The sequence below is a fragment of the Nesterenkonia sp. LB17 genome (genome assembly GCF_022565915.1).
In the GTDB taxonomy this organism is placed as follows: domain Bacteria; phylum Actinomycetota; class Actinomycetes; order Actinomycetales; family Micrococcaceae; genus Nesterenkonia.
The window spans coordinates 819,234-845,777 of record NZ_JAJOYX010000001.1; the positions used below are offsets into that span (position 1 = coordinate 819,234).

Sequence of the window (26,544 nt, forward strand, 5' to 3'; positions counted from 1 at the left end):
AGTGACCATGGAACCCATCACCACGCACACCGGCATCGGCGTCCCGCTGAAGCAGTCGAATGTGGACACCGACCAGATCATCCCCGCGGTCTACCTGAAGCGGATCACCAAGACCGGCTTCGAAGATGCGCTCTTCTCCTCCTGGCGGAAGAGCCCGGACTTCGTGCTCAACCAGCCCGTCTACAAGCACGGTTCGGTGCTGGTGGCCGGATCCGACTTCGGCACCGGCTCCTCCCGCGAGCACGCCGTCTGGGCGCTGAAGGACTACGGCTTCCGCGCCGTGATCTCCTCGCGCTTCGCCGACATCTTCTACGGCAACTCGGCCAAGCAGGGCCTGCTCGCCGCGAAGGTGGCCCAGCCCGATGTGGAGCTCATCTGGAAGGAGCTGGAGAACAACCCCGGCACCGAGATCACCGTGGACCTGGTGAACCGCACCGTGCGCTGCGGCTCGGTGGACACCACCTTCGAGATCGACAACTACACCCGCTGGCGGCTGCTCGAGGGACTCGACGATATCTCGCTCACATTGCGCGAAGAGTCGCACGTGTTGGCCTTCGAGGAGACACGGCCCGGATTCAAGCCGAAAACCCTGCCAGTAAAGGTCTGACCTCGCCTGATTCCACCCTGCGGGGGCTCGGGCTTGACCGAATTGTTGCCTCCGCCACCGGCGGAACTGGGAAGGGACCCCAGCGGATGTGGTTACAGTGGCAAAGCTACATTCCACGTTTGTCGAAGAAGGGACATCCAGTCCAATGGCCAAGCTGCTCACCGTCCAAGGTGGAAAGCCACTCGAGGGTTCCGTCCACGTCCGTGGCGCAAAGAACCTCGTGCCGAAGGCCATGGTGGCCGCGCTGCTGGGCAGCGAGCCCTCGCAGCTGCGCAACGTCCCGGCGATCAAAGACGTCGAGATCGTCACCAATCTGCTCCAGATCCACGGCGTCAAGGTCGACGCCGACCCGGTCACCAATGACCTCACGCTGGACCCGCGCGACTCCTACAGCGCCGCCCACTCCGAGATCGACGCCTATGCCGGGGACTCCCGCATCCCGATCCTCTTCTGCGGTCCGCTCATGCACCAGCACGGCGAGGCGTTCATCCCCGACCTCGGCGGCTGCCGGATCGGTGACCGCCCGATCGACTACCACCTCGAGGTGCTGCGCAACTTCGGCGCCGTCGTCGACAAATCTCCCACCGGCATCCACATCTCCGCACCGCGCGGGCTCAAGGGCGCGAAGCTGACCCTGCCCTACCCCTCCGTGGGAGCCACCGAGCAGGTGCTGCTCACCGCGGTGCTCGCCGAGGGCATCACCGAGCTCGAGAACGCCGCGGTGGAGCCGGAGATCCACGACCTGATCGCGATCCTGCAGCAGATGGGCGCGATCATCACGGTCTACACCGACCGCACCATCCGTATCGAAGGCGTGGACCGGCTCTCCGGCTACCGCCACCGCGCGATCACCGACCGCAACGAGACCGCCTCCTGGGCCTCGGCCGCACTGGTCACCCAGGGCGACATCTACGTCAAGGGCGCCGCCCAGCGTGACCTGATGGCCTTCCTGAACACCTACCGCAAGATCGGCGGCGAGTTCGCCGTGGACGACGACGGCATCCGCTTCTGGCACGCAGGCCACGCCCTGAAGCCGCTGGTGCTCGAGACCGACGTGCACCCGGGATTCATGACCGACTGGCAGCAGCCGCTGGTGGTCGCGCTGACCCAGGCCCACGGCGTCTCGATCGTGCACGAGACCGTCTATGAGAACCGGTTCGGCTTCACCGAGGCGCTGCAGCGGATGGGCGCCTCCATCCAGCTGCACCGGGAGTGCCTGGGCTCAAGCCCCTGCCGCTTCGGGCAGCGCAACTTCCTGCACTCCGCCGTGATCTCCGGTCCGGTGGAGCTCACCGGTGCCGAGATCGACGTCCCGGACCTGCGCGGCGGCTTCTCCCACCTGATCGCGGCGCTGGCCGCGAAGGGCACCTCCACCGTCACCGGCATCGAAGTCATCAACCGCGGCTACGAGCACTTCATGGACAAGCTCAACGACCTGGGTGCGGATGTCGTGATGTCCGAACGCTGAGTCGGGCCGGTAGGGTCTATCTCTGTGACCGATCAGAGCAGCGACCCAGCACCCGTCGAGGGCCGAGGCCGCTCGAGCCGCCGCAAATCCGGCTCGAGCCGCCGGAAGTCCAAGCGCGCCGAGCCGGCTGAGACCACGCTGACCCGCGGGGGCTCAGCCCATGGCACCATGGACTACACCGTGGGTCGCGGCACCCGGCTCGGTTTCTCCGCCGCCGCCGTCGTGTGCGTCCCAGTGCTGAACCTGGCCATGGGACGCCGCTGGCACGGCCTGGAGACGCTGCCGCACGGCGGGTTCATCGTGGTGGCGAACCATGTCAGCGAGGTCGATCCGCTCGCCGTCGCCCACGCCGTCTACCGCAGCGGCCACACCTTCCACTTCATGACCAAGGACTCGCTGTTCCGCATCCCGGTGCTGGGCAAGGTGTTCAGCGGCCTGAAGCAGATCCCGGTCTCCCGGGACAGCCGCACCGACGCCCGCCGCTCGCTGGAGGCGGCGAAGGACGTGCTCGCCGCCGACGGTGCGATCATGATCTACCCCGAAGGCACCCTCACCCGGGACCCCGAGGGCTGGCCGATGCGAGCGAAGACCGGCGCCGCGCGGCTCGCGCTGAGCACCGGGGCCCCGCTGATCCCGATCACCCACTGGGGCGTGCAGGAGCTCTTCGGCACCTACGCCAAGATGCCCAAGTTCTTCCCACGCAAGCGCTACCAGCTCACCGTGGGAGAGCCGATCGACCTCTCCGACCTGCGCGGCGGCCCGATGACCCGGGCCGTGCTCACCGAGGCCACCGAACGCATCGAGGCCGCGCTCACCGACGGGGTGGCCGCGCTGCGCGGGGAGGAGCCCCCGGAGATGATCTGGGACCGCAGCCTGCGCCAGCGGGTCCCGCGCAGGCAGCCGCGCCGCACCCCACGGGAAGCTCAGCACCCCGCAGCCGACCAGTCCGACGACGCGCAGGAGGGTCAGCCATGACCAAGATCGCCGTCCTGGGAGCCGGCAGCTGGGGCACCACCTTCGCCAAGGTGATGGCCGACGCCGCCGTGCTCGGAGGCCACGCACCCACGATCGCGCTCTGGGCCCGCCGCCCCGAGGTGGCCGCCGAGATCACCGAGTCCCATACCAACACCACCTATCTCGGCGAGACCCGCCTCCCGGAGATGATCACCGCCACCAGCGACCTGGCCGAGGCCGTCCGCGACGCGGAGATCGTCGTGCTCGCCGTGCCGGCCCAGTCGCTGCGCTCGCAGCTGCAGGTGGTCCGCGAGAACCTGCACGAGTCCGCCGTCCTGGTCTCGCTGATCAAGGGTCTCGAGCGGGGCACCGACCTGCGCATGTCCGAGGTCATCGGCGCCGAGCTGGCCGTCGCCCCCGAGCGCATCGCGGTGGTCTCCGGACCCAACCTGGCCATGGAGATCGCCCAGGAGCAGCCCACCGCCTCGGTGGTCGCCAGCACCAGTGAGGAGACCGCCGAACGCGTGGCGGCGCTGTGCAACAACGCGTACTTCCGGCCCTACACCAACACCGATGTCATCGGGGTCGAGATCGCCGGAATCGTGAAGAACGTCATCGCCCTGGCGGTGGGCATCTGCGACGGGCAGAAGCTCGGCGACAACTCCAAAGCCTCGGTGATCACCCGCGGGCTGGCCGAGACCACCCGCCTGGCCACCGAGCTGGGCGGACGCCTGGAGACCTTCTCCGGCCTCGCCGGCCTCGGTGACCTCGTCGCGACCTGCGCCTCCCCGCTCTCGCGCAACCGCAGCGCCGGTCGACTCCTCGGCGAGGGGCTCACCGCCGACGAGGCCACCGCCCAGCTCTCGCAGACCGCCGAGGGCATGAAGTCCGGCTCCGCCGTGGTGGAGCTGGCCCGCCAGCACGACGTCGAGATGCCGATCTGCGAAGCCGTGGTGGCCGTCCTGGACGGCAAGCTGCCGGTGGACCGCCTGTCCTCGCTGCTGCTGGCACGAGACCTCAAAGCCGAAGGAAGATGACCCATGGCAGAGATTGACCCTGCATGCAAGCCCCGCGTCCTCGTCCTCTACGGCGGGCAGTCCTCCGAACATGCGGTGAGCTGCGTGACCGCGGCCGGCGTGCTCAACGCCATCGACACCGACGCCTTCGACGTCGTCGCCGTCGGCATCACCGCCACCGGCCAGTGGACCCGCCCGGTCACCGACCCGCGCAGCCACGGCTTCGGCGGCGAGGAGCTGCCCCGGGTGCTGCCCACCGAGTCCACGGTGCAGCTCCACTCGGGCGCCGCCGGCTCCTCCGAGCGCCGCGCCGAACTCCTCGAGGTCCACGCCGACGGCAGCTCCACCGCGATGGGCCACGTCGACGTGGTCTTCCCGCTGCTGCACGGACCCTTCGGCGAGGACGGCACCATCCAGGGACTGCTCGAGCTCGCCGGACTGACCTACGTCGGCGCCGGGGTGCTCAGCTCTGCGCTGGCCATGGACAAGCACTACATGAAGATCGCCTTCGCCGCCGCCGGGCTGCACGTCGGGCCCTGGGTGACCATCACCGACCGACAGTGGACCCAGGACCCCGCCGCGGCGCTGGAGCGGATCCGCGAGCTGACGCTGCCGGTGTTCGTGAAGCCCTCCCGAGCAGGCTCCTCCATGGGCATCACCCGGGTCGATGACCACGCCCAGCTCGAAGACGCCATCGCCGAGGCGCGCAGACACGACCCCAAGGTGATCGTGGAGCAGGGGATCGACGGTCGGGAGATCGAGTGCGGAGTGCTCGGATCCCAGAACGGCGCACCCGCCCGCGCCTCGCTGCTGGGCGAGATCGTGGTCCACGACGGCTCCCAGGCGCACCAGTTCTATGACTTCACCGCCAAATACACCGACGCCGCGGCCGCGGACCTCTCCTGCCCGGCCGAGCTGCCCGCGGAGGTCAGCGAGGAGATCCGCCGCCAGGCCGTCATCGCGTTCGAATCCCTCGGCGCCGAGGGCATCTCGCGGGCAGACTTCTTCTACACCACCGCCGGGGACGTGGTCATCAACGAGGTCAACACCATGCCCGGCTTCACCCCGATCAGCATGTACCCGCAGATGTGGAAGGCCACCGGGATCGGCTACACCGCGCTGATCACCGAGCTGATCAGCCTGGCGCTGCAGCGCCCCTCCGGCCTGCGCTGAACCTGCCCGGGCGGGCGAGCTGCACCAGTCCTGCCGCTGCGACCGGCTGAGGCCGGCGCCCGGCCCAGGGGCCGGGCTCCTCAGTCCTGCGGCTCCGTCGCCGCGCCCTCCTGGACCTCCTGCGCGTCCTCGGTCTCCTCGATCTCCTGATCCAGGGTGGTGCAGGCCCTGGTCTGCTCCACCTGCTGCACCGCGGGGGCCAGGCCGAGCATCGCGGTGGAGGAGCCGACCTCGTCGAGGTTCAGCAGCACCTCCACGGCTGGATCCCGACCATAGGTGACCAGCCGCCAGGTCTGCTCGTCCTCTTCCAGCGCGAGCCAGTCCACGCCGTCGGCCCCCACGCAGTGCTCAGCGCTCGGACCCGGAGGGACGACCCCGCAGCGCATGACCACCTGGCTGGGATCGCCCCATACCGCGGTGCCCTGGGATGTGGTGGGGCGCAGCTCATGGTCCCCGAGGACCTCAGGCACCATGAGCATCACGTCGGCGCAGTCAGGATTCGCCGCGTCCGGGGCGGCTTCGACCGTCGCCGTGGAGGCGCAGCCGCTGATCAGACCCAGTCCCAACAGTGTGGTCAGGACGGCACGAACGCGAACACGGGGGTAGCCGGGAGATATAGACACATGACATATTCTGTATCAAGTTCTCAACAGTTGCCCATTCCAGGAGCACGAGATGACAAATCAGGTCGACTACGCCAGGCCCAGGCCGAAGAGGCGCGGGCGTCGTGCCGTACTGATCATCGTGAGTGTGGTGGCCGTCGTCGTGGTCGGTGCCCTGGTGGCGTCGATGTGGTACCTGAACTCCTTGGGCAGCGCCTATGAGGACAATGCCCAGACCTTCGAGGAGAGCTTCCCGGAGGAGGAGGTCCGCCCGGTCCGGGCCGAGGAGGACGAGTCGATCAACATCCTGCTGCTGGGCTCCGATGACAACGGCGGATCGGGTGCGACCGAGGAACTTGCGCGGGTGCCCCAGGGCGGGCGTTCCGACACCATGATGCTGGTCCATGTCCCCAGTGACCGGCAGAGCGTGCAGATCATGTCGATCCCGCGCGACCTCTGGGTGGAGGTGCCGGGACACGGCTCGCACAAGATCAATGCCGCACTGAGCCTGGGGGGCATACCGCTGACCGTCAGCACCATCGAGTCCCTCTTCGATGCGCGCATCGATCACGTGGCGGCGGTGGACATGCTCGGCTTCACCGGTCTGGTCGATGCGCTCGGCGGGGTCACCGTGTACTCCGGCTACGACCAGGCGTTCACCACCGCAGAGGGCTTCACCTTCCATCCCGGGGAGCAGGAGATGAACTCCGAAGAGGCGCTGTCCTTCGTCCGGCACCGGATGAGCTTCCCCGACGGGGACCTCCAGCGGGTGCGCAACCAGCAGGCCTTCATCCGCGCAGTCCTCGACGAGACGCTGGATCCCGGCAACCTGAGCAGCCCCGGCCGGATCCAGGAGATGGTGGAGACCTTCTCCCCGCACCTGATCGTCGATGACACCCTCGACGCCGGCACCGCGGCCGCGCTGCGCTGGAACGTGCGCGGCGCCGCCGGCAACGTCGACATGTTCACCGTCCCCACCGGCGGCAGCGGCTACTCCCAGGACGGCCAATGGATCTTCTACCAGGACGAACAGGCCATGGCGGACGTCGCGGATGCCATCGCGGACAGTACGCTGGACGAATATGCCGCGTACAGATGAGCCGCCGACGCCACGTCGGATGAGGCCACACACAGACCACTCTCGAGGGGAGCACTAGGTGAGGGGCAAGGTCAAGGGCGCCGCCGCAGTGCACCGCTGGTTCATCCTGGCCGAAGCCGCCCTGGAACAGAACGTCGAGAACCTCAACCGGCTCAACGTGTTCCCGATCCCTGACTCCGACACCGGCGAGAACATGCTCGCCACGATCAAGGCCTGCCGCGCGAGCGTGGAGACCTCCTCCACCCAGGATCTGGGCGAGCTCTTCGCCGCCGCCGGCTCCCGCGCGATGTCGGAGGCCTACGGGAACTCCGGCACCCTGCTCGCGGTGCTGATCTCCGGGCTGGCCGAACCGCTGCACGGGCAGGAGCGGCTCACCATCTCCGGGTTCGCCCGGGCGCTGGAGCGTGCAAAGGTCCGGTCCTGGTCCGCGCTGACCGACCCGGTCGCCGGGACCATGCTCTCGGTGCTCGACGCGGTCCATTCCGAGGTGCGCCATCGTGCCGCCGCGGCCCAGGAGCCCGAGAGCCGGGCCGCCCTGGAGGCGGCCATGCCCTACGTGGTCTCCCGCGCCTTCGTCGCCGTGCAGGCCACCCGGGAACAGCTGCCGGTGCTGCAGCGCGCGAACGTGGTGGACTCCGGGGGAGCCGGACTGCTGGTGGTGCTCATCGCGCTGCATTCGACCATCACCGGGATCGCCATGGACTTCGCCCCGCTGCACACTCTGCCCGGCTGGCAGCAGCGCCCCGCCGATGAGGGCCCCGAGGGCCAGAACTCCGCGCCGGCGTCCACTGCGGAGGCATCCGCCGACGGGGCAGACGGCGCCGAGGTCATGTGCACCGTGCGGCTGGACCCGCTCGGAGCCGCCTCGCTGCGCCATGCCCTCGATGACCTCGGCGACTCGGTGATCGTGACCCCGATCGACGTGAACGCCGACGACGACGGCACCTACCGCTGGCGGATCCACGTGCACACGTGTGAGGAGCCGCGCACCTCCGAGACCGTGCACGCCGCGGGACCGGTGGAGTCCTACGCCGCCACCGCGCTGCACATCACTCATCAAGACCAGCCGCCCCGAAGCCAGGAGTGACCCCCGCGTGGATGTGCTTCCCTCCACCGAGCTGAGCCGGCTCATCGGCGCGGAGTCGGCGAAGACGCTCAAGCAGGGGCTGGGCATCACCACCGCCGCGCAGCTGCTGCAGCACTATCCGCGCCGCTGGATCGAGTTCGGTCAGCTCTCCTCCTTCCGCGATCTCCCCGAGGCCGGGGAGCACGTCAGCCTGATCGCCGAGGTCACCGGGGTCTCGGTGCGCAAGATGCAGAACCGGCGCGGCTCCCTCGCCGAGGTCTGGGTCGCCGATGACGAGGGCAACTCGCTGAAGATGGCGTTCTTCAACGGCTGGAGCGTGGGCCGCCAGCTGACCCAGGGCGTCCGCGCGATCTTCCACGGCAAGGTCGGCAGCTACCGCGACCGCCCCACCCTGAACAACCCCGACTTCACCGTGCTGGTCGACGCCGATCCGGAGACCATCACCGACCATGTCGACCCGGCCAAGGACCCGCTGGGCGCGACCGCCCTGCCCCGGGCGCTGAGCCGGGGCAAGACCCCGGTGCCGCTGTATCCGGCGACCTCCGGGATCAGCAGCTTCCGGATCCTGGACTGCATCGAGATCCTGCTGGACCTCACCGACTTCTCCGCCTGGCCCGAGCCGCTGCCCTCCAGCGTCCGCACAGAAGAGGAGCTGCCCGACCTGGGCGAGGCCTACCGGCTGATCCATCGGCCCGAGACCATGGAAGACCCAGACCGCGGACTGCGAAGGATGCGCTATCACGAGGCGTTCCTGCTCCAGGGGCTGTTGCATCTGCGCCGCGCCCAGGAGCAGCACCGCCGGGCCGAGCCGCGACCCGCACGGGAGGACGGACTGCTGGCCCGGTTCGACGCCGCGCTGCCCTTCACCCTCACCGAGGGTCAGGTCCGCTGCGGCGGGCTCATCGCCGCCGAGCTCGACAGCGAGCACCCGATGAACCGGCTGCTCCAGGGCGAGGTGGGCTCCGGCAAGACCCTCGTCGCGCTGCGCGCGATCCTGCAGGTGCTTCAGAGCGGCGGACAGGCCGCCCTGATCGCGCCCACCGAGGTGCTCGCCGCCCAGCATGAGCGCTCGCTGCGCCGGATGCTCGGTGACCTCGCCGGGGAGGTCGGGCTCACCCTGCTCACCGGATCGCTGAACACCGCCGATCGACGCCGCGCCCTGCTGGACATCGCCTCCGGCACCGCCGGACTGGTGGTGGGCACCCACGCGGTGCTCGGCGACCAGGTGCACTTCGTCGATCTGGGCCTGGCCGTGGTCGATGAGCAGCACCGCTTCGGGGTGGAGCAGCGGGATGCGCTGCGCACCCGCTACGAGCTCACCCCGCACATGCTGGTCATGTCCGCCACCCCGATCCCACGGTCGGTGGCGATGACGGTCTTCGGCGATCTGGAGCTGACCACCCTGGAGGGCCTGCCGATGGGCCGACAGCCGATCGTCACCCACGTGGTGCGCACCGTGCAGGGCCCGCGCCTCATCGGCCGGGTCTGGGAGCGGATCGCCGAGGAGGTCGCCGCCGGTCACCAGGTCTACGTGGTGTGCCCCAAGATCAGCGAGGCCGATGCGCGCGAGGACCCCGAGACCGGGGTGCAGACCGACCAGGACGCCTCGGTGGAGCTGATCTCCCAGCGCCTGGCCGATCACCCGCTGCTGGGCAGGACCCGGCGCGCCGAGGTCCACGGCCGGATGGACGCCGCCTCCAAGGAGGAGGTGATGACCGCCTTCGAGCGCGGGGAGGTCGACGTGCTGGTCTGCACCACCGTGATCGAGGTGGGCGTGGACGTGCACAACGCCACGGTGATGGCGGTGCTCGACGCCGACGCCTTCGGGGTCTCCACCCTGCACCAGCTGCGCGGACGGATCGGCCGCGGCGGCGCCCACGGGTTGGCGCTGCTGGTGACCCGGCTGCCCGACGGGCACCCGTCCTTGGAGCGGCTGGAACAGGTCGCCGAACACTCCGACGGGATGACCCTGGCGAGGCTGGATCTGGAGCGCCGGCGTGAAGGCGACGTGCTCGGCGCCGCGCAGGCCGGCCGGGCGTCGACGCTGAAGCTGCTGCGCACGATCAGAGATGAGAAGATCATCGTCCGCGCCTCCGAGCTGCTGAGCCAGCTCAGCGCCAAGGATCCCAGCTGGGAGGACTACCCTGGACTCCGCACCGCGGTAGGGGAGTACCGCGACCTCCACGAGGGTGCGGACGAATTCATCCAGCGCGGCTGACCTCCCGCGGATCAGGACATCAGGGCCCCAGGACAGGAGTGTGAGATGGCACGGATCATCGCCGGCACGCATAAGGGACGCCGCCTCGTCGCCGTCCCGAACGACGCCACCCGACCCACCAGCGACCGGGTCAAGGAGTCGCTGTTCTCCCGGCTCGAAGGCTATGACGCGCTCATCGACGCCGTCGTCGTCGACCTCTACGCCGGTTCCGGGGCGCTGGGCTTCGAGTCGCTCAGCCGTGGCGCCCGCAGCCTGGAGGCCATCGACAAGGCCGAGTCCGCGGTGCGCACGCTGCGCCGCAACGCCGAGTTCTTCGGCCCGGACGCGGAGAAGTCGCTGCGCAAGCAGGTCTCGGTGCACAAGGCCGATGCGCTGAAATACCTCGGGTCCCGCACCGGCCCGCCCATCGAGCTGCTCTTCCTGGATCCGCCCTACAGCCTCGGCGATGCCGAGCTGCTCAAGGTGCTGCGCGCCGCACGGGAGCACCTGCACGAGGCGGCCACCGTGGTGATCGAGCGCGACGCCGGCAGCGGGGAGCCCTCACTGCCGGACGGCCTGGAGATCTTCAGCGAGAAGTCCTACGGAAGCACCCAGATCTTCATGGTCGAGCCCACACCAGCAGCTCTTCCGCACTGAGCACGTCCCCGGGATGCGGGCCCGCGGCCCAGAGCGCGTTGAGCTCGGTCTGCTCCAGCTCAGGCCCACGGCGCGCGGCGAAGGTCAGGTTCCCCTCCGCACGGGCCTGGAGCACATCGCTGGGCGCGCTCAGCAGCGCGGAGCTCGCCGCCTCAGCAGGAGTTGTCACGCCGCCTCCGGCTGCGGTCGCGGCCGCCGCGTCGAGCAGCGAGGCCACCTGCGCCCGGACGAAGTCCATCGGCGGCTCATCCCCGAGGTTCACCAGCAGCAGCCCGCCCGGGACCACACCCGCAGAGACCGCCCGGTGAAACTCCGGGCTGCGCAGGTGCTCCGGCGCGGCCGCACTGTTGAACAGGTCCACCACGACGACGTCGAAGCTCGCCTCCTCCAGGGCCCCGCCGGGGCCGAGGACCGCGGCGGCGTCGGCCACCAGATTGCGCGGGCTTCTGCGCATCGGCAGATGCTCCAACACGAACTCCACCAGCTCGGGCTCGATGTCCACCACGGTCTGTTCCACCGCGGGCCAGTGGTGCTCGATCCACCGCGGCAGGGTCAGCGCCCCGGCGCCCAGGTGCAGCACCCGGGGGGAGCCGGAGGTCGACCGCTCGGAGGATGGGGTCTCAGGGCTCGCCGAGCTGCCAGCGGCAGCAGGACCCAGGCGCTCGCGGGCGCAGGTCTGCAGCACCGCGCCCATCCGGAACAGGTAGTCGTGGAGCAGATAATCGGGATCGCCGACCTCCACATGGGACTGCTCGGCCCCGCCGATGCTCAGCACCACCCCGTCCTCGGTGAGGTCGTCCTTCGTGAGCTCGGCCAGCTGCCCGGAGAAGGAGAGCCGCTGGCTGCGGGGGAGCCCCAGGGTGTCCCGGTGCGGCATCACAGGCTTCCAGGTCCGGCGACAGACACGGTCGCGCGGGCAGCCGGGCCGGCGTCGGCCACCGAGCTCGCGCCGAAGGCAGCCTCCACCGGCGGGCAGGCAGCCAGCGCGGCCGGCAGGTGCTCACGCATCCGGCGCAGCCCCTCTTCGATGGTCGCGTGATCCTTGCAGAAGGCGAAGCGGACCAGGTGCTCCAGCTCATCGGTCGGTGCTGCCAGGTGCTGGATGGTCAGCGCCGAGACCGGGATCGCCGCGACACCGACCTCCTCGGCGAGGATCCGGCAGAAGTCGGCGGCCGAGAGGGAGGTGATGCCGGAGACGTTGCCGAGCACGAAGTAGCCCGCCTCGGCGCGGTTCGGCGCCAGGCCCAGCTCGCGCAGGCCGTCACGCAGCAGGTCCCGGCCGGCCTCCAGCTCGGCCGTGTTCTTCGCGAAGAATCCTCGGTCGTCCTCGAGTCCGTGGGCGATCGCCCACTGAAAGGCCGGACCGGAGGAGAAGCTCAGGAACTGCTTGACCCCGCGGATCTGGCTGACCAGTTCAGTCCCACCGGTGATCCAGCCGACCTTCCACCCGGTGACCGAGAAGGACTTCCCGGCGGAGCCCACCGCGACGGCCACCTCCTCGGCGCCGGGGATGGTGAGGATGCTGCGGTGCGGAAGCCGCGCATCGGAGAGCACCAGGTGTTCGTAGACCTCGTCGCACATGATCTTGAGATCATGCTTGACCGCCAGCTCCACGATCCGGGTCAGCTCCTCGGTGCTGAAGACCGTGCCGGTGGGGTTGTGCGGGGTGTTGAGCAGGATCATCGAGGTGCGCTCGGTGATGGCGGCCTCGAAGGCGTCCAGATCGGGGCGGAACTCCGGGCCGCGCAGCGGAATGCCCACCAGGCGGGCCCCGGCTAGGGCGACGCAGGCCCCGTAGGAGTCATAGTGCGGCTCGAAGGTGAGCACCTCGCTGCCGGGACGGGCGAACGCCAGGATCGTCGCCGAGATCCCTTCGGTGGCTCCGGTGGTGACCATGACCTGCGTGGCAGGATCCAACGTGACGCCCTGGCGCCGCGCCTGGGCGTCACCGATCGCCTCGCGCAGCTCGATCAATCCCATCCCCGGCGCGTACTGATTGCGCGGACCGGTCTCGGGCTCGGTGATCGCTCGCGCGGCCAGCTCCAGCAGCCAGTCCGGGCCCTCGGTGTCGGGGAATCCCTGACCCAGATTGATCGCGCCGTGGGCGATCGCCGCCGCCGTCGTGCGCTCGTAGATGGTGGGCATGACCTGGGGTGAGCTCTGCGCAGAGTCGATGCCCAAGGTGTTGGCTCCGGCCGCGGTCCGGGCCCAGGGCTGGTCGAGGGTGAGCGGATCGGGGCTGGGGGTGGGATGAGAGGACATGTACTCCATCGTAGACAGCCAGCCGATCGGGAATGTGTCCTGCGCGTCTTGAGGCAGGAGGTTGCTCACCTGAAGTAGTGTCAGATCATGCAGCTAGCAGTGTGCCCCGGATCATTCGACCCCCTGCACAACGGCCATGTGGAGATCATCGCCCGTGCCTCGAACCTCTTCGACGAGGTGATCGTCGCCGTGTCGCCCAATATCCACAAGAACCCGATGTTCTCCGTCGAAGAGCGCATAGCGATGGCGCAGGAGACCTTCTCCTATGTGCGCGGGGTGAGCGTCAAGCCGCTGGGCACCGGGCTGCTGACCGATTTCTGCAAAGAGGTAGGCGCCAACGCTCTGGTCAAGGGCCTGCGCGACCCCAGGGATCTCGGCTACGAGTCCCCGATGGCCACGATGAACCGCCATCTCTCCGGGCTGGAGACCGTGTTCCTCGCCGCGGACGGCCGCTACACGCATCTGTCCTCCACGCTGGTCAAGGAGATCCACACGCTCGGCGGAGACGTCGCTGAGTTCATTCCGCGTGCCGTGCAGCGCCGACTCCAGGATCGCCGCCGCTGAGAGAGTCGGATGAATAAACTTCATAGAACCCTCTGGTCAAGCATTCAGGAAACGATAAGGTGTTTACATGAGTTCAACAACGTCTACTCGAAAAGCCGTGATCCCCGCTGCGGGACTGGGAACCCGATTCATTCCGGCCACCAAGGCCATGCCTAAAGAGATGCTTCCCGTGGTGGATCAGCCGGCGATCCAGTACGTCGTCGCCGAAGCCGCGAAGGCCGGCCTCGATGACATCCTGATGATCACCGGCCGCAACAAGCGCTCCCTGGAGAACCACTTCGACCGGGTCCCCGACCTGGAGGCCACCCTGGAAGCCAAGGGTGACACCAAGAAGCTGGAGGCTGTCCGTCAGGCCACCGAGCTCGGCGATCTGCACTACATCCGCCAGGGCGAGGCCAAGGGCCTGGGCCACGCGGTGCTCTGCGCCAAGCGCCACGTCGGCGACGAGCCCTTCGCCGTGCTGCTCGGCGATGACCTGATCGATGAGCGCGACGAGCTGCTCTCGACCATGCTGGAGACCCAGGAGAAGCTCGGCGGATCCGTCATCGCCGTGATGGAGGTTCCTGAGGACAAGATCAGCGCCTACGGCGTCATCGACGCCAACGGCCACGACAAGCTCCACGGCGAGAACGGACAGCCCGCCGACGTCGTGCCCGTCCACGCTCTGGTGGAGAAGCCTCCCGTGGACGAGGCGCCTTCGAACCTCGCCATCATCGGCCGCTACGTGCTGCACCCGGCGATCTTCGCCGAGCTCGAGCAGACCAAGCCCGGTCGTGGCAACGAGATCCAGCTGACCGACGCGCTGCAGGCCATGGCGTCCAAGCCCGCCGAAGAAGGCGGCGGAGTCCACGCCGTGATCTTCCGCGGACGCCGCTATGACACCGGGGACAAGCTCAGCTACATCAAGGCCGTGGTGACCCTGGCAGTGGACCGCGAAGACCTCGGACCGGACCTGCGCGAGTGGCTGAAAGAGTTCGTCGGCCAGATCTGATCGGGGGTTCGCCCCGCAGCCACCCTGACTGGTAGAGTGGCACGTCGGTCTAGATCATTGAGGAGTGGTTCAGCAATGACTGCTCTACGCGTAGATGTGCAGGAGCTCCGGGGCAAGCCCGGAACTCAGCACGAGATTCACAGAACTGTCCCGGCCCCGGAGGGCTTCGCAACGGTCCTCATCGGGATCCCGCAGGGCAGCGAGCTGCAGGTGGATCTGCGTCTGGAATCGGTGCATGAAGGTGTGCTGATGACAGGCACCGCCGTCGGCGAGGTCACCGGACAGTGCGGACGGTGTCTCGATGAGTTGAAGTTCCCGCTCACCGTTGACATCATGCAGTTGTTCAGCTGGCCCCAGAAGGCGCGGACCGATCCGGCAGAGCAAGAGGATGAGGACACCCGCCCGATGGGCAATGACCTCACCATCAACCTGGAACCGGTGCTGCGTGACCTGATGGTCTCGGCGCTGCCGTTCCAGCCGGTCTGCCGCGAGGACTGCCCGGGACTGTGCTCCGTCTGCGGATTCCGCATGGAGGACGACCTCGAGCATTACCACGAGCAGCTCGACCCCCGCTGGGCCGCATTGAAAGACGTGGCCGCGGGACTGCCGGAGTCGGACCCCGAGTCCAGCTCCAGCACCTAGAACTTGAACACCTAGAACTTCATTGACCAAGACCCTGTCCATCATCTAGAGAGAAAAGAGACACCGTGGCTGTTCCAAAGCGGAAGATGTCCCGATCCAACACCCGTCACCGCCGCTCGCAGTGGAAGGCTTCTGTGCCGAAGCTGGTGAAGACCGTGGAGAACGGTCGCGTCGTCTACAGCCAGCCTCACCAGGCCAAGCTGGTCACCGACTCCGCCGGCTCACCACTGTTCTATGAGTACAAGGGTCGCAAGGTCGCTGACGCCTGAGTCGTCGAAACATGACGACATCACACGTGAGTGATCACGAAGAGCTTGTGAAGAGTCTCGGGGTGCATATTGCCCCCGGGACTCTTCGTCTTGCCCTGACACATCGCTCCTACGCCTACGAGAACTCCAACCTGCCCACCAATGAGCGGCTGGAGTTCCTCGGGGACTCGATCCTCGGCCTGGCGGTGACCGATTACCTGTTCCGGACCTTCCCGGACCTGGCCGAGGGCGACCTCGCCAAGCTCCGTGCCGCGCTGGTGAGCACCCGTGCCCTGGCGCGGGTCGCCCGCAGCCTCGGCGTCGGCCCCCACATCAGCCTCGGCGCCGGCGAACGGCTAACCGGCGGGCAGGACAAGGACTCGATCCTCGCCGACACCATGGAGGCGCTCATCGGCGCCGCCTACCTCTCCACCGACACCGAGACGGCCCGCCGTCTGGTGCTGCGCCTCGTGGTCCCGCTGCTCAGCGACAAGGACGCGATGACCGCCGGCAAGGATTGGAAGACCACCATCCAGGAGATTGCGGCCGCCAAAGACATGGGCGAGATCCGGTACCTGATCACCGACTTCGGTCCGGACCACCACAAGTCCTTCAATGCCACCCTGGTCATCGGCGGAACCCCGTACGGCGCCGGCTCCGGGCCCTCCAAGAAGGAGGCCGAGCGCGAAGCCGCCCGGGTCACCGTGGAGACCCTCACCGCCGGCCGCGGTGAACAGGGCGACATCCTCACCCTGGTCCTCGACCGCTTCGGGGACGACGCACCCGCCTGATGCCCGAGCTGCCCGAGGTCGAAGTGGTCCGCCGCGGCATCGGCCGCTGGGCCACCGGACGCACCGTGGAGAAGGTCACCATCCACGATCCGCGCAGCCTGCGCCGGCACGCTCTGGGCACCACGCTCGCCGAACCGGCCCGACTGGACTCCTTCGCCGCCGCACTGACCCAGCAGACGCTGCTGGCGCCCCAGCGGCGCGGAAAATTCCTCTGGATCCCGCTGCAGGGACCCGCGGCACCTGCCGAATCCGCCTCCGGGAGTGAACCGGTCCAGCAGTCGCTGCTGATCCACCTGGGCATGAGCGGACAGGTGCTCATCGATGATCCCTCCGCTCCGGCGCAGAAGCATCTGAAGATCACGCTTCAGCTCGGTGGGGAATGTACTGATCTGTCAGGTTCCGGCGACGAAGGTTCCAGAGGCGAAGACGCGCGCCCGAAGCAGCTGCGCTTCATCGACCAGCGGATCTTCGGCGGCATGCAGATCTCCGAGCTGGTCGCCTCCACCCACCCCAGCGGCAGCGTGCCGGCCGCAGCGGTGCACATCGCCCCGGACCCGCTGGAGCCCGGATTCGACGAGGAGACCTTCTTCCGCACCCTGCGCCGACGCAAGACCGGGCTGAAACGGGCGCTGCTGGATCAGGGCATGGTCTCCGGGATCGGCAACATCTACGCCGATGAGGCGCTCTGGCTCGCCCGGCTGCACTACCTGCGCCCCACCGAGACCATCACCCGTGCCGAGGCCGCCCGGCTCCTCGACGGGGTCAAGACCGTGATGCTCGCCGCGCTCGAGGCCGGCGGCACCAGCTTCGACGCGCTCTACGTCAACGTCAACGGCGCCTCCGGCTACTTCGACCGCTCGCTGCAGAGCTACGGGCGCACCGGGCAGCCCTGCCGCCGCTGCGCAGACACGCCGCGCGCCGCCACCATCCGCCGGGATCCCTTCATGGGTCGCTCCTCCTTCTGGTGCCCGACCTGCCAGCCCCGCCCCCGCCGGGCCCGCGCCTGACCGGAGTCCCTGAACAGTCCGCCTGAACAGCGCCGATGCGTAACTGCCCAGATCGGTGGGCTAGCATGAATCGGATCGACGAACGTGTAGAGGAGGGTCTGTGGCCGAAAAGAATTCGCCCGAGCCACAGCCTCACCGACCCCGCAGAGCCGCCAAGCGCCCCGCGGACCCGGTGGCAGCCTCGACGTCGAACCGCGCCACAGACTCTTCCGAGGACACCCCCAAAGACCACTCACGACGACGCCGCCTGATCCGCAACGGTCTCATCGCCGTGGCGGTGCTGCTCATCGTCGCGGTGGGCGCCGGGCTGATCTACGTCAACCAGCTGCGCACCACCTTTGACGAACAGCGAAACGTCCTGGACCTGGGGCTTGGAAGCGATGACACCGCCGGGCGCACCGAGGACGGCACGGTGAACATGCTGCTGCTCGGCTCCGACAGCCGCGGCGAAGACGATCTGGAGTACCGGGGCGAGATCGGCGACGAGGCCGCCGAACGCTCAGACACCATGATGTTCGTCCACATCCCCGCGGACCGGTCCGGGGTCTACGTGATGTCCATCGTGCGTGACCTCTGGGTCGATGTCCCCGGTGAGGGCCAGGGCCGGGTGAACTCCGCGTTGGGCGTGGGCGGCTACCCGCTGGTGATCGACACGGTCGAGGAGCTGCTGAACACCCACATCGACCACGTGGCCATCATCGACTTCGAAGGGTTCTCCGACCTCACCCGCGCGCTGGGCGGGGTCTACGTGGAGAACCCGCGGCCCTTCTCCGCCGGGCAGCACAACCCGGCGTTCTACCCCGAAGGCACCATCCGGCTGGAAGGGGACAACGCGCTCCGATTCGTCCGCGAGCGCAAGGCCTTCCCAGACGGAGACTTCACCCGGGTGCAGAACCAGCAGCTGGTGATCAACGGCATCGTGGATCAGCTGCTCTCCGCCGACACCCTCACCAACCCGCAGCGGGTGATGGACGTGGTCAACGGCATCGTCCCCTACCTGAGCGTGGATGACGGACTCGACGCCAACACCATCGCCGGCTACGCCCTGGAGATGCGCGACATCCGTTCCGGGGACATCGAGATGTTCACCATCCCCACCGGGGAGATGGCCACCACCGCCAGCGGCGCCCAGGTGATCCTCAAGGACGAAGAGATGCTGGAGCTGCTGCAGCGGTCTCTGAAGAACGACAACATGGAGGGCTTCATCGAATACATCGAGCTGCGCGAATCCCAGGATGAGCAGCAGTGACCCCTAGGGTCCAGCTGCTGACGCATAGCTATTGGCCCGAGCGCACGGCCCCCCAGCGCCGCTGGGAGCGCCTCGTGGGCTCGCTGCGCCAGGACGGCTGGGCGGTCGACGTCGTCACGCCTGCCGTGAACTCCCACCACACCCCGGAAGAGGTCCGCGCGCTGGGGCGCTTCCGGCTGCGCCCCAGCCCGGGGCCCACCGGAGAGCGGCTGCACCGCACCCCGTACATCCTGCTGCAGAACTCCCGCGCAGGACGCTTCGCCTCCGATCTGGCCTCTGCGGTGCTGATGGTGCCTCGCGCGCTCGGCGCTCCCAAGCCCGATCTGGTCATCGCGACCGTGCCCGCGCTGCCCACCATCTGCGCGGGATGGCTGGTCAGCCGCTGCCGCCGGGTCCCGCTGGTGGTCGACATGCGCGACGCCTGGCCTGAACTCGCCCGTGAGGCCGGGGTCAAGGCAGGCGTGCTGGGGAAGGTCATGGAATCCGCGGTGGTCAGCGTCCAGCGCCGCGCGGAACTCGTCGTCACCGTCACCGAGGGCTTCGGTCAGCGGCTGCGCGAGCGCGGTGTCGCCCGAGTGGAGACGATCAGCAACGGCGTGGCCCTGGAGCAGGTGCCGCAGCTGGAACACCGCTCCCGCGAGGCCGGGGAGCTGCGCATCGCCTATCTGGGCAACCATGGGGAGAGCCAGGCGCTGGAGCGGCTCATCACGGCCGTGGCCATGATCCCGCGCACCGAGGGGCTCGACGTCACGCTCCGGCTGGTCGGCTCCGGCACCCAGAAGGAGCAGCTGCGCCAGATCGCCGCCGCCGCCGGGGCCCTGGAGAGCGGGGCGGTGGAGTTCTGCGACCCGGTGCACGGCGAGGAGATCTGGGAGCACTACCGCTGGGCCGACACCGCGCTGGTGAGCCTGCGCACCGACTGGGCCTCCTTCGCCTGGACCGTGCCCTCGAAGACCTTCGAGCTGCTGGGCCTGGGCAAACACATCACCGCCGCGGTCACCGGGGAGGCCGCCTGGGTGCTCGGCCACGCGCCCAACGTCAGCTTCCTCGACGGAGACTCCGCAGAGATCGCGGCCACGCTCACCGAGCTCGCCGCCGACCCGGACTCCACCCCGGTGGATTCGCGCGGACGCGACTGGGTCGCCGAATACGCCGACCTGCCGGGCCTGGGAAGCCGCTACGCCGCCCTGCTGCGCCAGCTGCTGCAGGAGCACTCCCGGTGATCACCGCCGCCAACGCCTATATCTGTGTCTGCACCTACCGTCGACCCGGCCCGCTGGCTGAGCTGCTGGCCTCGCTGCGCGCCCAGGATCTCGGAGCTTCCGGGCCCCCGGGCGACTCAGGGCAGTCAACTGGCGCAGCGCAGCTGCCGCAGCTGATCGTGGTGGACAACAGCCCCGAGGGCGACGCCGAGGCCCAGGTCCGCGGCCGGTATCCGTCCGCGCACTACATCCATGAGCCACGCCCGGGGATCGCCGCCGCGCGCAACGCCGCAGTGCAGGCCGTGCCCACGGATGCGGAAGCAGTGCTCTTCCTCGACGACGACGAACGCGCGGCGCCGGACTGGCTGCGCACGATGATCGACTGCGCGAACGAGTCCGGGGCCGACACCGTCTCGGGTCCGGTGATCACCCATTTCGGGGAGGACCCGCCGGCCTGGCTGCAGTCCAGCGGCTTCATCCGGCGCATCGATTTTCCCACCGGACCCTGGGGCCTCCGGGCGGCGACCAACAACGTGTTGGTCCGCGCGCACTGGTTCACCCGGCTGGGCTTTCGCTTCGACGAGGCGTTCAGCTTCATCGGCGGCGAGGACTCCGACCTCTTCGGCCGGATGCAGGCCGCCGGGGCGCGGTCTTGGTGGTGCGCCGAGGCGCAGGTGGAAGAGGACCTGCCCGCCGAACGGCTCAGCCCCGCCTGGATGCGTCAGCGCGGGATCCGTGCCGGTCACGTGCGCGCCACCAAACTCATCCGCCGCGCTCAGCTCGAGCACCCCACTCCGGCGCTTCGGCTGCGGATCGCCGCCGAAGGAGTCGTTCGGCTCGGCTATGGGGCCACTCGCACCGCGGCGCGTCGGCTCAAGCGTGCACCGGTGCGGTATGTGGACAGCGTCTACCACCGTGAAGGGTGGGGCATGCTCCAGGCCGCCGCCGGCCGTCGCTACGAGGAATACGGCCGCTGACTCAGCCGGCGTCGTCGGTCTTGCTGCGGTCCTGCACTGCCAGCGCGTAGGCCGCTTCCGCGGCGGTGATGCCCCACTGGTCGGCTTCGCGTCGGCGGATGCGGTCGATCTCGGCGGAGACCTCGCGCAGCGCGGTGACCTGGTCATCGGACTTGGGCTTGAGCGTGCGCCGGTAGACGGCCCCGGCGCCACGTCCCAGGCGGGTTCGCTTGAACTGACCCAGTCGCTGGCCCGCAGCATTGCGGGCCCGGCGCTTGACCCGGCCCGCGAGCGGGCGCAGCTTCTTGGCCGACGGCAGCCGACGCTGACCGAAGAAGCGCAGCGCCTCCGGGGTCTGCCAGGGGTGATTCTTCGGGTCCTCCACGTAGAACGCGGCGATCTCGGCGAGCACCGCTGCCGCCTCCGCCCTGTCTGCGGCGGGGACCCGGGAGAACTTCCACAGGTACCAGGTGACGAAGAAGTGCTCGAAGCGGGTGTCCAGGTAGTCCTGGAGCAGCCCGACCTCGCGCAGCCAGGAGGCCCGGGCAGCTTCCAGGATCAGGTACTTGCGGAAGTACCCGGGGCTGACCACGTTCACGATGGAGGTGTCCACAGCCCCGTAGTAGGTGTAGACCGGGCGGTCCACCGGCACATAGGCGCGGGCATGGAAGAGGATCTGCTGGAAGAAGAAGGTGTCCTGCCCGGTGGCACCCACCGGCTGGGTCAGTCCCAGCCCCTGCAGCCATTCGGTGCGTGTCACGAGTCCCTCGATCGAGGCCGGGCGGAACCGGATCTCACGCAGCGAGTCGCGGGTCGGCCAGCACAGGCCATCACGCTGCTCGATGCCGGTGTACCAGTCGTGGACCCGCAGGATCTGGTGCCGGTTGGTCCAGGTGACCTGCGTGCCCAGGGCGAAGTCGGCGTCGGGCATCTGCGACAGGCGCTGCTGAAGCAGGTGATAGCCGGCCTCCAGCTCCTCGTCATCAGGATCCAGATAGGTGACGTATTCGGTCGCCGCGAGCTCCAGGCCGGTGTTGCGTGGACGTGAGGCCGAGCCGGAGCCTCCGGTGCCGTGCCGGAAGGCGGAGACGTTCGGGTAGGCCCGGGCCAGCTCTTCGACGGTGGCCACGGTGACCGGGTCGGAGGAGCCGTCGTCGACCAGCAGCACCTGGGTGCGCGGAAAATGCGGGGAGCGGCGCAGCGAGGCGAACGCCTTGTGCTGCAGATGGTCCCCGTTGTTGTAGATCGGCACGATCACCGAGAGCTCCAGCTGCTCGGCCTCCGCGGTGCGACGAACCTCCGCCTTGACGGCGGCCAGGTCATCCCCGGGATGGGGGAGCGCTGCAGGGAGCAGCCCTGAAGCCGCGATGGACGACGCCGCGGCGTGCCCCAGATGATCGATGGCGTAGACCCGGGCGTCCTGCCCGGAGGCTGCCAGCACGGCGGGGGTGACCAGCGCCGCCGCCTCGGGCCGCCACCAGGCCGTCAGGTCCAGATCGGCGAAGCCGCGCTGGTGCTGGTGAGCGTGCGCGTCGGTCTCTGCGGCGGTGCCGGTGAGCTTGGTGCTGATCGTCGCCGACTGGTAGCGGAAGGCCGCCACATGATCGGCGGCGTAGTGCGGCCCATACCGGCGCTGGTCGCTCAACGGCAGCAACACGTCGATGGGCGTCGCCAGCGGGTCCGCGGCGCGGGCGCCGAGCTGCTCCCAGCTGAGCAGCTCCACCGGGCTGAATCCAGGGGCTGACGAGCTGAGTCCGGCCAGGCTCTGCGCCGCCATGTCCTGGGCGAGCTCGGCGGTGACGTTCTCGGCCACGGCGACCACCAGCTCCTGCTGACGCTCCATCGCCTTGCCGGCGGTCCGGGCCACCCGGGTGAGCAGGTCGGAGACGTGATGGCGCAGGTAGACCTCCCGGACGCCGTCGCCCTGGGCCCGGCGCAGCTCCTCGAGGTCGAGCCCGCGCAGGCTCTCCTCCACGTCGGCCGCGGAGTTCGCGATGCGGACCTGCGGGTGGTAAGAATTCAGGCCCTGGTTGTAGCTGGAGAGCACCAGAGTGCCGGCGGCCTGCAGCTCCAGCGCCCGGTTGGCGAACATGGTCTGCGAGTCGATGACCGAGTTCAAGTTCACCGCGACGTCCACCACGCGCTGGAGGTCCATGAGCTCGTGGTGGTCCATGGCCGGCACCCGGTAGGGCCAGTACTTGACCGGGATCAGCTGGTTGGGGCTGAGCAGCGGGTGTGCGGAGTCCAGCTGGGCGGAGATCTCCTCCCACCAGCGGTCCACGATCGCCAGCGGCCTGCCCGCGTCGAGCACCCCGTCGAAGATCCATTCGGCATAGCGGGCCCGCTTCGGGTACTTGCCTGCCATCCAGGAGCCGGCGAAGAAGATCAGCTCGCGGGCCTGCGCGGGTGCGCTGCGGGACCCGATGGGGGAGTGCAGCAGCGGGTTGACCCCGAAGGGCAGCACCTCGATGCTGTGGGCGGCGGGGCAGTCGCGCCGGTAGTCCTCGAGGACCTCGGCGGCGGTGGTGAAGATGTGGTCGCAGGCCCGGGCCACGTCGAGGAACTGTCGGTAGTCCGGAGGGTCCTCCTTGCCGTAGTAGACCGGCGGAGCCCCTGCCTCACGGTAGGCCGGGATGATGGTGCTGATCAGGAGCCGACGGCGCTCCGGAGCCTCCGCGGCCGTGTTGTCCCAGGCGAGCCCGTCGTGGCCGCGCCAGGTGGCGGCCACCAGCAGCAGGTCCACGTCATCGAGGTGGTCCTGCCAGTTGTCTGGGGTGATCGGGATCAGGGTGGCCGCCCCGGAGTAGGTGTCGAAGAGGAACCGGTCGCAGATGATCCCGATCCGCAGGTCCAGCGGGGGCCGGGAGGTGCCAGGCTCGGTGGCCGGAAGCTGCGCGGCCGCGGCGCGGGCGGCGGCCAGCGCGTCCTGGGTGGACTGGGCCGCCAATGGTGCCGCCAGAGGTGCCGCGAGTGGGGCGGTCAGCGCGGGGTCATCGGGTGCGGCGGTCGCCTGTGCGGCCCGGCTGCGCAGATCCGCCGCGCGCTCGCGGTGGGCCCGCTCCAACGGCGCCCATAGTTGCTCATGATGCGCTGAGCTGGAGAGTTCCTGCGCGGCCTGTTCGTGGGCTTCGGCTGCCGATGCCGCCGCCGTCGTGATCTCAGAGACTGCTGTGCCAGAGGCCGGGGTGCTGGCGGGAGTGCTCGCGGGCTGGGCGGAGGAGTTGTCTGGGAGATTCACTCCTCGACACTATCCCGAGGCGTGTTGGGTTTGGAGGAGGCAGTCCGGCTTGCTAGAGTGAAGGCTCGTTGCGGCGGTGAATCAGCCTGAAAAGGGCCAGATTCCGGGCGTACACGGGGATGTAGCTTAGTGGTAAAGCTTTGGTCTTCCAAACCAACGATGCGGGTTCGATTCCCGTCATCCCCTCCAGTCACTTCCAAGCCTCTCCCGGTGATCGGGTCCCCTCGGTCACAGCAGGAGAGGCTTTTTGTGCATCTGCCGCAAAGTCGGCTCGAAAGTGAGAGGAACCCATGGCGCCTCCCCGGGTGTATTTCGTGGTCCAGCCCACCGTGGCGCACTACCGCGAGCCTCTGCTGCGCCGGCTGCTGGAGTCCACGCGGTACGACTTCGACCTTGTGGGACGGTTCAAGAACTCCGAAGCCTCCTCCGCCGACTCGATCCATTCCGCCGCTGACGAGGTCCTGGCGAAGGTCAGGCCGCTCAAGTTTTCCGCGTTGGGCAAGTTCTGGTGGGAACACGGCCAGGTCCGGGAGATCTGGCGGGGTCACCACGACGCCTACGTGATCGCCGGTCGCATCCCCACCGTCTCCGCCTGGGCCGCCTCAGCGATCGCCGCGCTGCGCGGACGCACCCTGATCATGTGGGGCCACGGCTGGAAGCGCCCCGAGGAAGGGCTCAAGCGCCGGGTCCGGCTCGCCTTCTACCGACTGACCGACGGGCTGCTCGTCTACGGGGACCGCGCGAAGGAGCTCGGCAGCTCCTACGGGGTCCCGGCCGAGAAGATCCAGGTCATCTACAACAGCATCTACCCGCAGGCTCTGACCGGCATGGCCCGGGAGGCCGCTGACGCTCACGTGGGTCAAGCCACTTACGACGACGCCGGCTCAGCCGCCACGATCATCTACAGCTCCCGGCTCACCAGCCGGCACCGGCTGGACCTGCTCGCCGAAGCACTCGGCGGCATGCCGGCGGCTGAGCGGCCGAAGGTGCTCATCGTGGGCGAGGGTGCCGAGCGGCCCCGGCTCGAGCAGGTGTTCACCGAACACGGCGTGGATGCAGCGTTTCTCGGCGCCGTCTACGACTATGACCAGCTGCGCGGGCTCTACGCCCAGGCCGACCTCGCGGTCTCCGTCGGCGGGGCCGGGCTGAACGTCACCCAGGCGATGAGCTTCGGCGTGCCGGTGCTGGCCGAGGACGGCAACCCCGATTCAAGCCCCGAGATCGAGGCCGTGGTGGAGGGAATCACCGGCCGGTACTACCAGGCCGGCGACGCCGGCTCGCTGCGCAGGGTCCTCGCCGAGCTCCTGGCCGACCCAGCGCAGCTGACCCAGCTGGGGGAGGCGAGCCTCGCCGTCGTGCGGGATCGCTATACGGCGGAGAAGCACGCGGAGTCGATCGAGAATGCCCTGGACGTGCTGCTCCCCCGCGCGAAGAGAACGTGAGTCTGCGGCGAGACCTCCCTCGGCAGGCCGCGCCGCTCGCGGGGGAGCCCACGCGGGGAACCCTGTAGGCCTGAGCGGGGGAGGCCTCCGTGCTCAGGAGGCGAGGTGGTCCTTGAGCTTCTTCACCAGAACCTCGGGCTGTTCCTCCGGGATGAAGTGTCCGCAGTCGGTGATCGGTTCGCCGTGCGCGTGCGGGGCGAAGGGTCTCCAGGCTTGGACCACGTCGCGCCCGGCGACCAATCCATGATCTCCCCAGAGCACCTGGATCGGCAGATCCACTGTGTCACCGGCGTCGAGGTTTTCGGCGTCGTGGACCAGGTCGATGTCGGTGGCGCGATAGTCGTCGAATCCGGCGCGCAACGCTCCTGGTCGGGAGAACGCCTCCACGTAGTCAGGGATCACCGCGTCGAGTGTGTGGCGCTGCAGGGTCCATCGTTCGAAGAAGAACCTGAGGTATTCCTCGATGTGGGGCCCGACCAGCAGCTCTGGCAGATCGTCCTTCATGTGGAACAGCCAGTGCCAGTAGCCCTGAGCCATCTCCATGGTGCCGTTTCGGAACATGTGAAGCGTCGGAGCGATGTCCAGCAGCGTCAGGTGTGTGATCAGCTCCCGGTGGTCCAGGGCCAGACGGTGGGCGACCCGAGCGCCCCGATCGTGTCCTACAACCCGTACAGAGTCGTATCCGAGGTGCGCGATGAGCTCTCGGATGTCTTCAGCCATCGTCTTCTTGTCATATCCGCCGCGCGGCTTGTCGGTGTGCCCGTAGCCGCGAAGATCAGGAGCGACGACGCGGTAGTCCTCGGCCAGTGCGGGGATGACCGCGTCCCAGCACTGGGAGGTTTGGGGCCACCCATGAAGCAGGACCAGCGGGGGCTTCTCACCGCCAGTGTCGGTGTAGCTCATGCTGATGTGCTCAAGTCGAGTGATCTGCCTCATAGGAGGCATCTAACCAGATAAGGGAGTGGGTAGATATGGGATGTGCGCGTGGATGGCTGGTTCCTCCTCGGAGGTTGACCTGTCCTGACCCGCTGAACTGTGCCCCGGAGCGATCAATGCTCGAGGTGAGCCTCTCGATGTCCCAACCAGGGGTGG

24 protein-coding genes and 1 tRNA gene are annotated in these 26,544 nt (G+C 68.6%); 20 read left to right on the forward strand and 5 right to left on the reverse strand.

Going from position 1 to position 26,544, the window contains the following annotated elements; all coding sequences use genetic code 11:
- The first annotated feature begins 7 nt into the window (after positions 1-7).
- The 5 genes from leuD (at position 8) to LTH96_RS03750 (ending at position 5,218) form a co-directional block, all read left to right on the forward strand.
- Positions 8-607, forward strand: a complete 600-nt coding sequence (gene leuD / locus LTH96_RS03730) for a 3-isopropylmalate dehydratase small subunit (RefSeq protein ID WP_241464390.1) — start codon at positions 8-10, stop codon at positions 605-607.
- A gap of 145 nt (positions 608-752) precedes the next feature.
- Complete coding sequence (gene murA / locus LTH96_RS03735) at positions 753-2,075, forward strand: UDP-N-acetylglucosamine 1-carboxyvinyltransferase (RefSeq protein ID WP_241464391.1); 1,323 nt, start codon at positions 753-755, stop codon at positions 2,073-2,075.
- A gap of 24 nt (positions 2,076-2,099) precedes the next feature.
- A complete protein-coding gene (locus tag LTH96_RS03740; RefSeq protein WP_241464392.1) occupies positions 2,100-3,050 on the forward strand; it encodes a lysophospholipid acyltransferase family protein in 951 nt (316 codons plus the stop codon).
- Positions 3,047-4,066 (forward strand): NAD(P)H-dependent glycerol-3-phosphate dehydrogenase, encoded by a 1,020-nt coding sequence (locus tag LTH96_RS03745; protein WP_241464393.1) that lies wholly within the window; start codon positions 3,047-3,049, stop codon positions 4,064-4,066. Before LTH96_RS03740 ends, LTH96_RS03745 begins: the two co-directional genes overlap by 4 nt.
- A gap of 3 nt (positions 4,067-4,069) precedes the next feature.
- Positions 4,070-5,218, forward strand: a complete 1,149-nt coding sequence (locus LTH96_RS03750) for a D-alanine--D-alanine ligase family protein (protein WP_241464394.1) — start codon at positions 4,070-4,072, stop codon at positions 5,216-5,218.
- Positions 5,219-5,298: 80 nt separating this feature from the next.
- On the opposite strand, the gene LTH96_RS03755 is transcribed toward LTH96_RS03750, so the two are convergent.
- Complete coding sequence (locus LTH96_RS03755) at positions 5,299-5,841, reverse strand: DUF3515 family protein (protein WP_241464395.1); 543 nt, start codon at positions 5,839-5,841, stop codon at positions 5,299-5,301.
- A gap of 52 nt (positions 5,842-5,893) precedes the next feature.
- Here LTH96_RS03755 and LTH96_RS03760 point away from each other — a divergent pair, with 52 nt between their 5' ends.
- From LTH96_RS03760 to rsmD, 4 genes are read left to right on the forward strand one after another with little or no spacing between them, the layout of a single operon-like run.
- Positions 5,894-6,919 (forward strand): LCP family protein, encoded by a 1,026-nt coding sequence (locus LTH96_RS03760; protein WP_241464396.1) that lies wholly within the window; start codon positions 5,894-5,896, stop codon positions 6,917-6,919.
- Positions 6,920-6,977: 58 nt separating this feature from the next.
- A complete protein-coding gene (locus LTH96_RS03765) occupies positions 6,978-8,006 on the forward strand; it encodes a DAK2 domain-containing protein (RefSeq protein ID WP_241464397.1) in 1,029 nt (342 codons plus the stop codon).
- A 7-nt stretch (positions 8,007-8,013) separates the two neighbouring features.
- Positions 8,014-10,224, forward strand: a complete 2,211-nt coding sequence (locus LTH96_RS03770) for an ATP-dependent DNA helicase RecG (protein WP_241464398.1) — start codon at positions 8,014-8,016, stop codon at positions 10,222-10,224.
- Positions 10,225-10,269: 45 nt separating this feature from the next.
- Positions 10,270-10,860 carry a 16S rRNA (guanine(966)-N(2))-methyltransferase RsmD gene (gene rsmD, locus LTH96_RS03775; RefSeq protein WP_241464399.1) on the forward strand — a complete coding sequence of 197 codons (591 nt, stop codon included), beginning with the start codon at positions 10,270-10,272 and terminating at the stop codon, positions 10,858-10,860.
- Here the strand turns inward: rsmD and LTH96_RS03780 are convergent.
- Both LTH96_RS03780 and LTH96_RS03785 read right to left on the reverse strand, forming a co-directional pair.
- Positions 10,823-11,737 (reverse strand): spermidine synthase, encoded by a 915-nt coding sequence (locus LTH96_RS03780; RefSeq protein ID WP_241464400.1) that lies wholly within the window; start codon positions 11,735-11,737, stop codon positions 10,823-10,825. The two genes, rsmD and LTH96_RS03780, sit on opposite strands and share 38 nt — an antisense overlap.
- Complete coding sequence (locus LTH96_RS03785; RefSeq protein ID WP_241464401.1) at positions 11,737-13,191, reverse strand: aminotransferase class I/II-fold pyridoxal phosphate-dependent enzyme; 1,455 nt, start codon at positions 13,189-13,191, stop codon at positions 11,737-11,739. The genes LTH96_RS03780 and LTH96_RS03785 overlap by 1 nt, the downstream gene beginning before the upstream one ends.
- 18 nt (positions 13,192-13,209) lie before the next feature.
- Here LTH96_RS03785 and coaD point away from each other — a divergent pair, with 18 nt between their 5' ends.
- From coaD to LTH96_RS03830, 9 genes are all read left to right on the forward strand, one after another.
- On the forward strand, positions 13,210-13,686 hold the full coding sequence (coaD, locus tag LTH96_RS03790; RefSeq protein WP_241464402.1) for a pantetheine-phosphate adenylyltransferase: 477 nt from the start codon (positions 13,210-13,212) through the stop codon (positions 13,684-13,686).
- Between the two features lie 67 nt (positions 13,687-13,753).
- Positions 13,754-14,677 carry a UTP--glucose-1-phosphate uridylyltransferase GalU gene (galU, locus tag LTH96_RS03795; protein ID WP_241464403.1) on the forward strand — a complete coding sequence of 308 codons (924 nt, stop codon included), beginning with the start codon at positions 13,754-13,756 and terminating at the stop codon, positions 14,675-14,677.
- 75 nt (positions 14,678-14,752) lie between these two features.
- Positions 14,753-15,319, forward strand: coding sequence for a DUF177 domain-containing protein (locus LTH96_RS03800; RefSeq protein WP_241464404.1), 567 nt, complete (start codon positions 14,753-14,755; stop codon positions 15,317-15,319).
- 65 nt (positions 15,320-15,384) lie between these two features.
- Entirely contained in the window at positions 15,385-15,588 is a 204-nt protein-coding gene (gene rpmF, locus LTH96_RS03805) for a 50S ribosomal protein L32 (RefSeq protein WP_058888791.1), read from the forward strand.
- Between the two features lie 26 nt (positions 15,589-15,614).
- Positions 15,615-16,358 (forward strand): ribonuclease III, encoded by a 744-nt coding sequence (gene rnc, locus LTH96_RS03810; protein WP_241464405.1) that lies wholly within the window; start codon positions 15,615-15,617, stop codon positions 16,356-16,358.
- Positions 16,358-17,365, forward strand: a complete 1,008-nt coding sequence (gene mutM / locus LTH96_RS03815) for a bifunctional DNA-formamidopyrimidine glycosylase/DNA-(apurinic or apyrimidinic site) lyase (RefSeq protein ID WP_241464406.1) — start codon at positions 16,358-16,360, stop codon at positions 17,363-17,365. Before rnc ends, mutM begins: the two co-directional genes overlap by 1 nt.
- Before the next feature lie 100 nt (positions 17,366-17,465).
- Entirely contained in the window at positions 17,466-18,614 is a 1,149-nt protein-coding gene (locus tag LTH96_RS13190) for an LCP family protein (protein WP_241464407.1), read from the forward strand.
- On the forward strand, positions 18,611-19,837 hold the full coding sequence (locus LTH96_RS03825; RefSeq protein WP_241464408.1) for a glycosyltransferase family 4 protein: 1,227 nt from the start codon (positions 18,611-18,613) through the stop codon (positions 19,835-19,837). The genes LTH96_RS13190 and LTH96_RS03825 overlap by 4 nt, the downstream gene beginning before the upstream one ends.
- Positions 19,834-20,793 (forward strand): glycosyltransferase, encoded by a 960-nt coding sequence (locus LTH96_RS03830; protein ID WP_241464409.1) that lies wholly within the window; start codon positions 19,834-19,836, stop codon positions 20,791-20,793. The genes LTH96_RS03825 and LTH96_RS03830 overlap by 4 nt, the downstream gene beginning before the upstream one ends.
- Position 20,794: 1 nt before the next feature.
- Here LTH96_RS03830 and LTH96_RS13195 read toward each other — a convergent pair whose 3' ends face one another.
- Complete coding sequence (locus LTH96_RS13195; RefSeq protein ID WP_241464410.1) at positions 20,795-24,010, reverse strand: glycosyltransferase; 3,216 nt, start codon at positions 24,008-24,010, stop codon at positions 20,795-20,797.
- 115 nt (positions 24,011-24,125) lie between these two features.
- Here LTH96_RS13195 and LTH96_RS03840 point away from each other — a divergent pair.
- Positions 24,126-24,199, forward strand: a tRNA-Gly gene (locus tag LTH96_RS03840).
- 101 nt (positions 24,200-24,300) lie between these two features.
- Positions 24,301-25,452: a glycosyltransferase family 4 protein gene (locus tag LTH96_RS03845; protein WP_241464411.1), complete on the forward strand. Its 1,152-nt coding sequence runs from the start codon at positions 24,301-24,303 to the stop codon at positions 25,450-25,452.
- Between the two features lie 93 nt (positions 25,453-25,545).
- On the opposite strand, the gene LTH96_RS03850 is transcribed toward LTH96_RS03845, so the two are convergent.
- Positions 25,546-26,355, reverse strand: coding sequence for an alpha/beta fold hydrolase (locus LTH96_RS03850; protein WP_241464412.1), 810 nt, complete (start codon positions 26,353-26,355; stop codon positions 25,546-25,548).
- Positions 26,356-26,544: the final 189 nt, after the last annotated feature.

Coding starts and splice junctions, on each gene's coding strand:
- galU (WP_241464403.1), top strand. CDS start 13,754: ATGAGTTCAACAACGTCTACTCGAAAAGCCGTGATCCCCGCTGCGGGA.
- LTH96_RS03850 (WP_241464412.1), bottom strand. CDS start 26,355: ATGAGCTACACCGACACTGGCGGTGAGAAGCCCCCGCTGGTCCTGCTT.
- murA (WP_241464391.1), top strand. CDS start 753: ATGGCCAAGCTGCTCACCGTCCAAGGTGGAAAGCCACTCGAGGGTTCC.
- LTH96_RS03800 (WP_241464404.1), top strand. CDS start 14,753: ATGACTGCTCTACGCGTAGATGTGCAGGAGCTCCGGGGCAAGCCCGGA.
- LTH96_RS03745 (WP_241464393.1), top strand. CDS start 3,047: ATGACCAAGATCGCCGTCCTGGGAGCCGGCAGCTGGGGCACCACCTTC.
- LTH96_RS03760 (WP_241464396.1), top strand. CDS start 5,894: ATGACAAATCAGGTCGACTACGCCAGGCCCAGGCCGAAGAGGCGCGGG.
- leuD (WP_241464390.1), top strand. CDS start 8: ATGGAACCCATCACCACGCACACCGGCATCGGCGTCCCGCTGAAGCAG.
- rsmD (WP_241464399.1), top strand. CDS start 10,270: ATGGCACGGATCATCGCCGGCACGCATAAGGGACGCCGCCTCGTCGCC.
- coaD (WP_241464402.1), top strand. CDS start 13,210: ATGCAGCTAGCAGTGTGCCCCGGATCATTCGACCCCCTGCACAACGGC.
- LTH96_RS03780 (WP_241464400.1), bottom strand. CDS start 11,737: ATGCCGCACCGGGACACCCTGGGGCTCCCCCGCAGCCAGCGGCTCTCC.
- LTH96_RS03845 (WP_241464411.1), top strand. CDS start 24,301: ATGGCGCCTCCCCGGGTGTATTTCGTGGTCCAGCCCACCGTGGCGCAC.
- mutM (WP_241464406.1), top strand. CDS start 16,358: ATGCCCGAGCTGCCCGAGGTCGAAGTGGTCCGCCGCGGCATCGGCCGC.
- LTH96_RS03750 (WP_241464394.1), top strand. CDS start 4,070: ATGGCAGAGATTGACCCTGCATGCAAGCCCCGCGTCCTCGTCCTCTAC.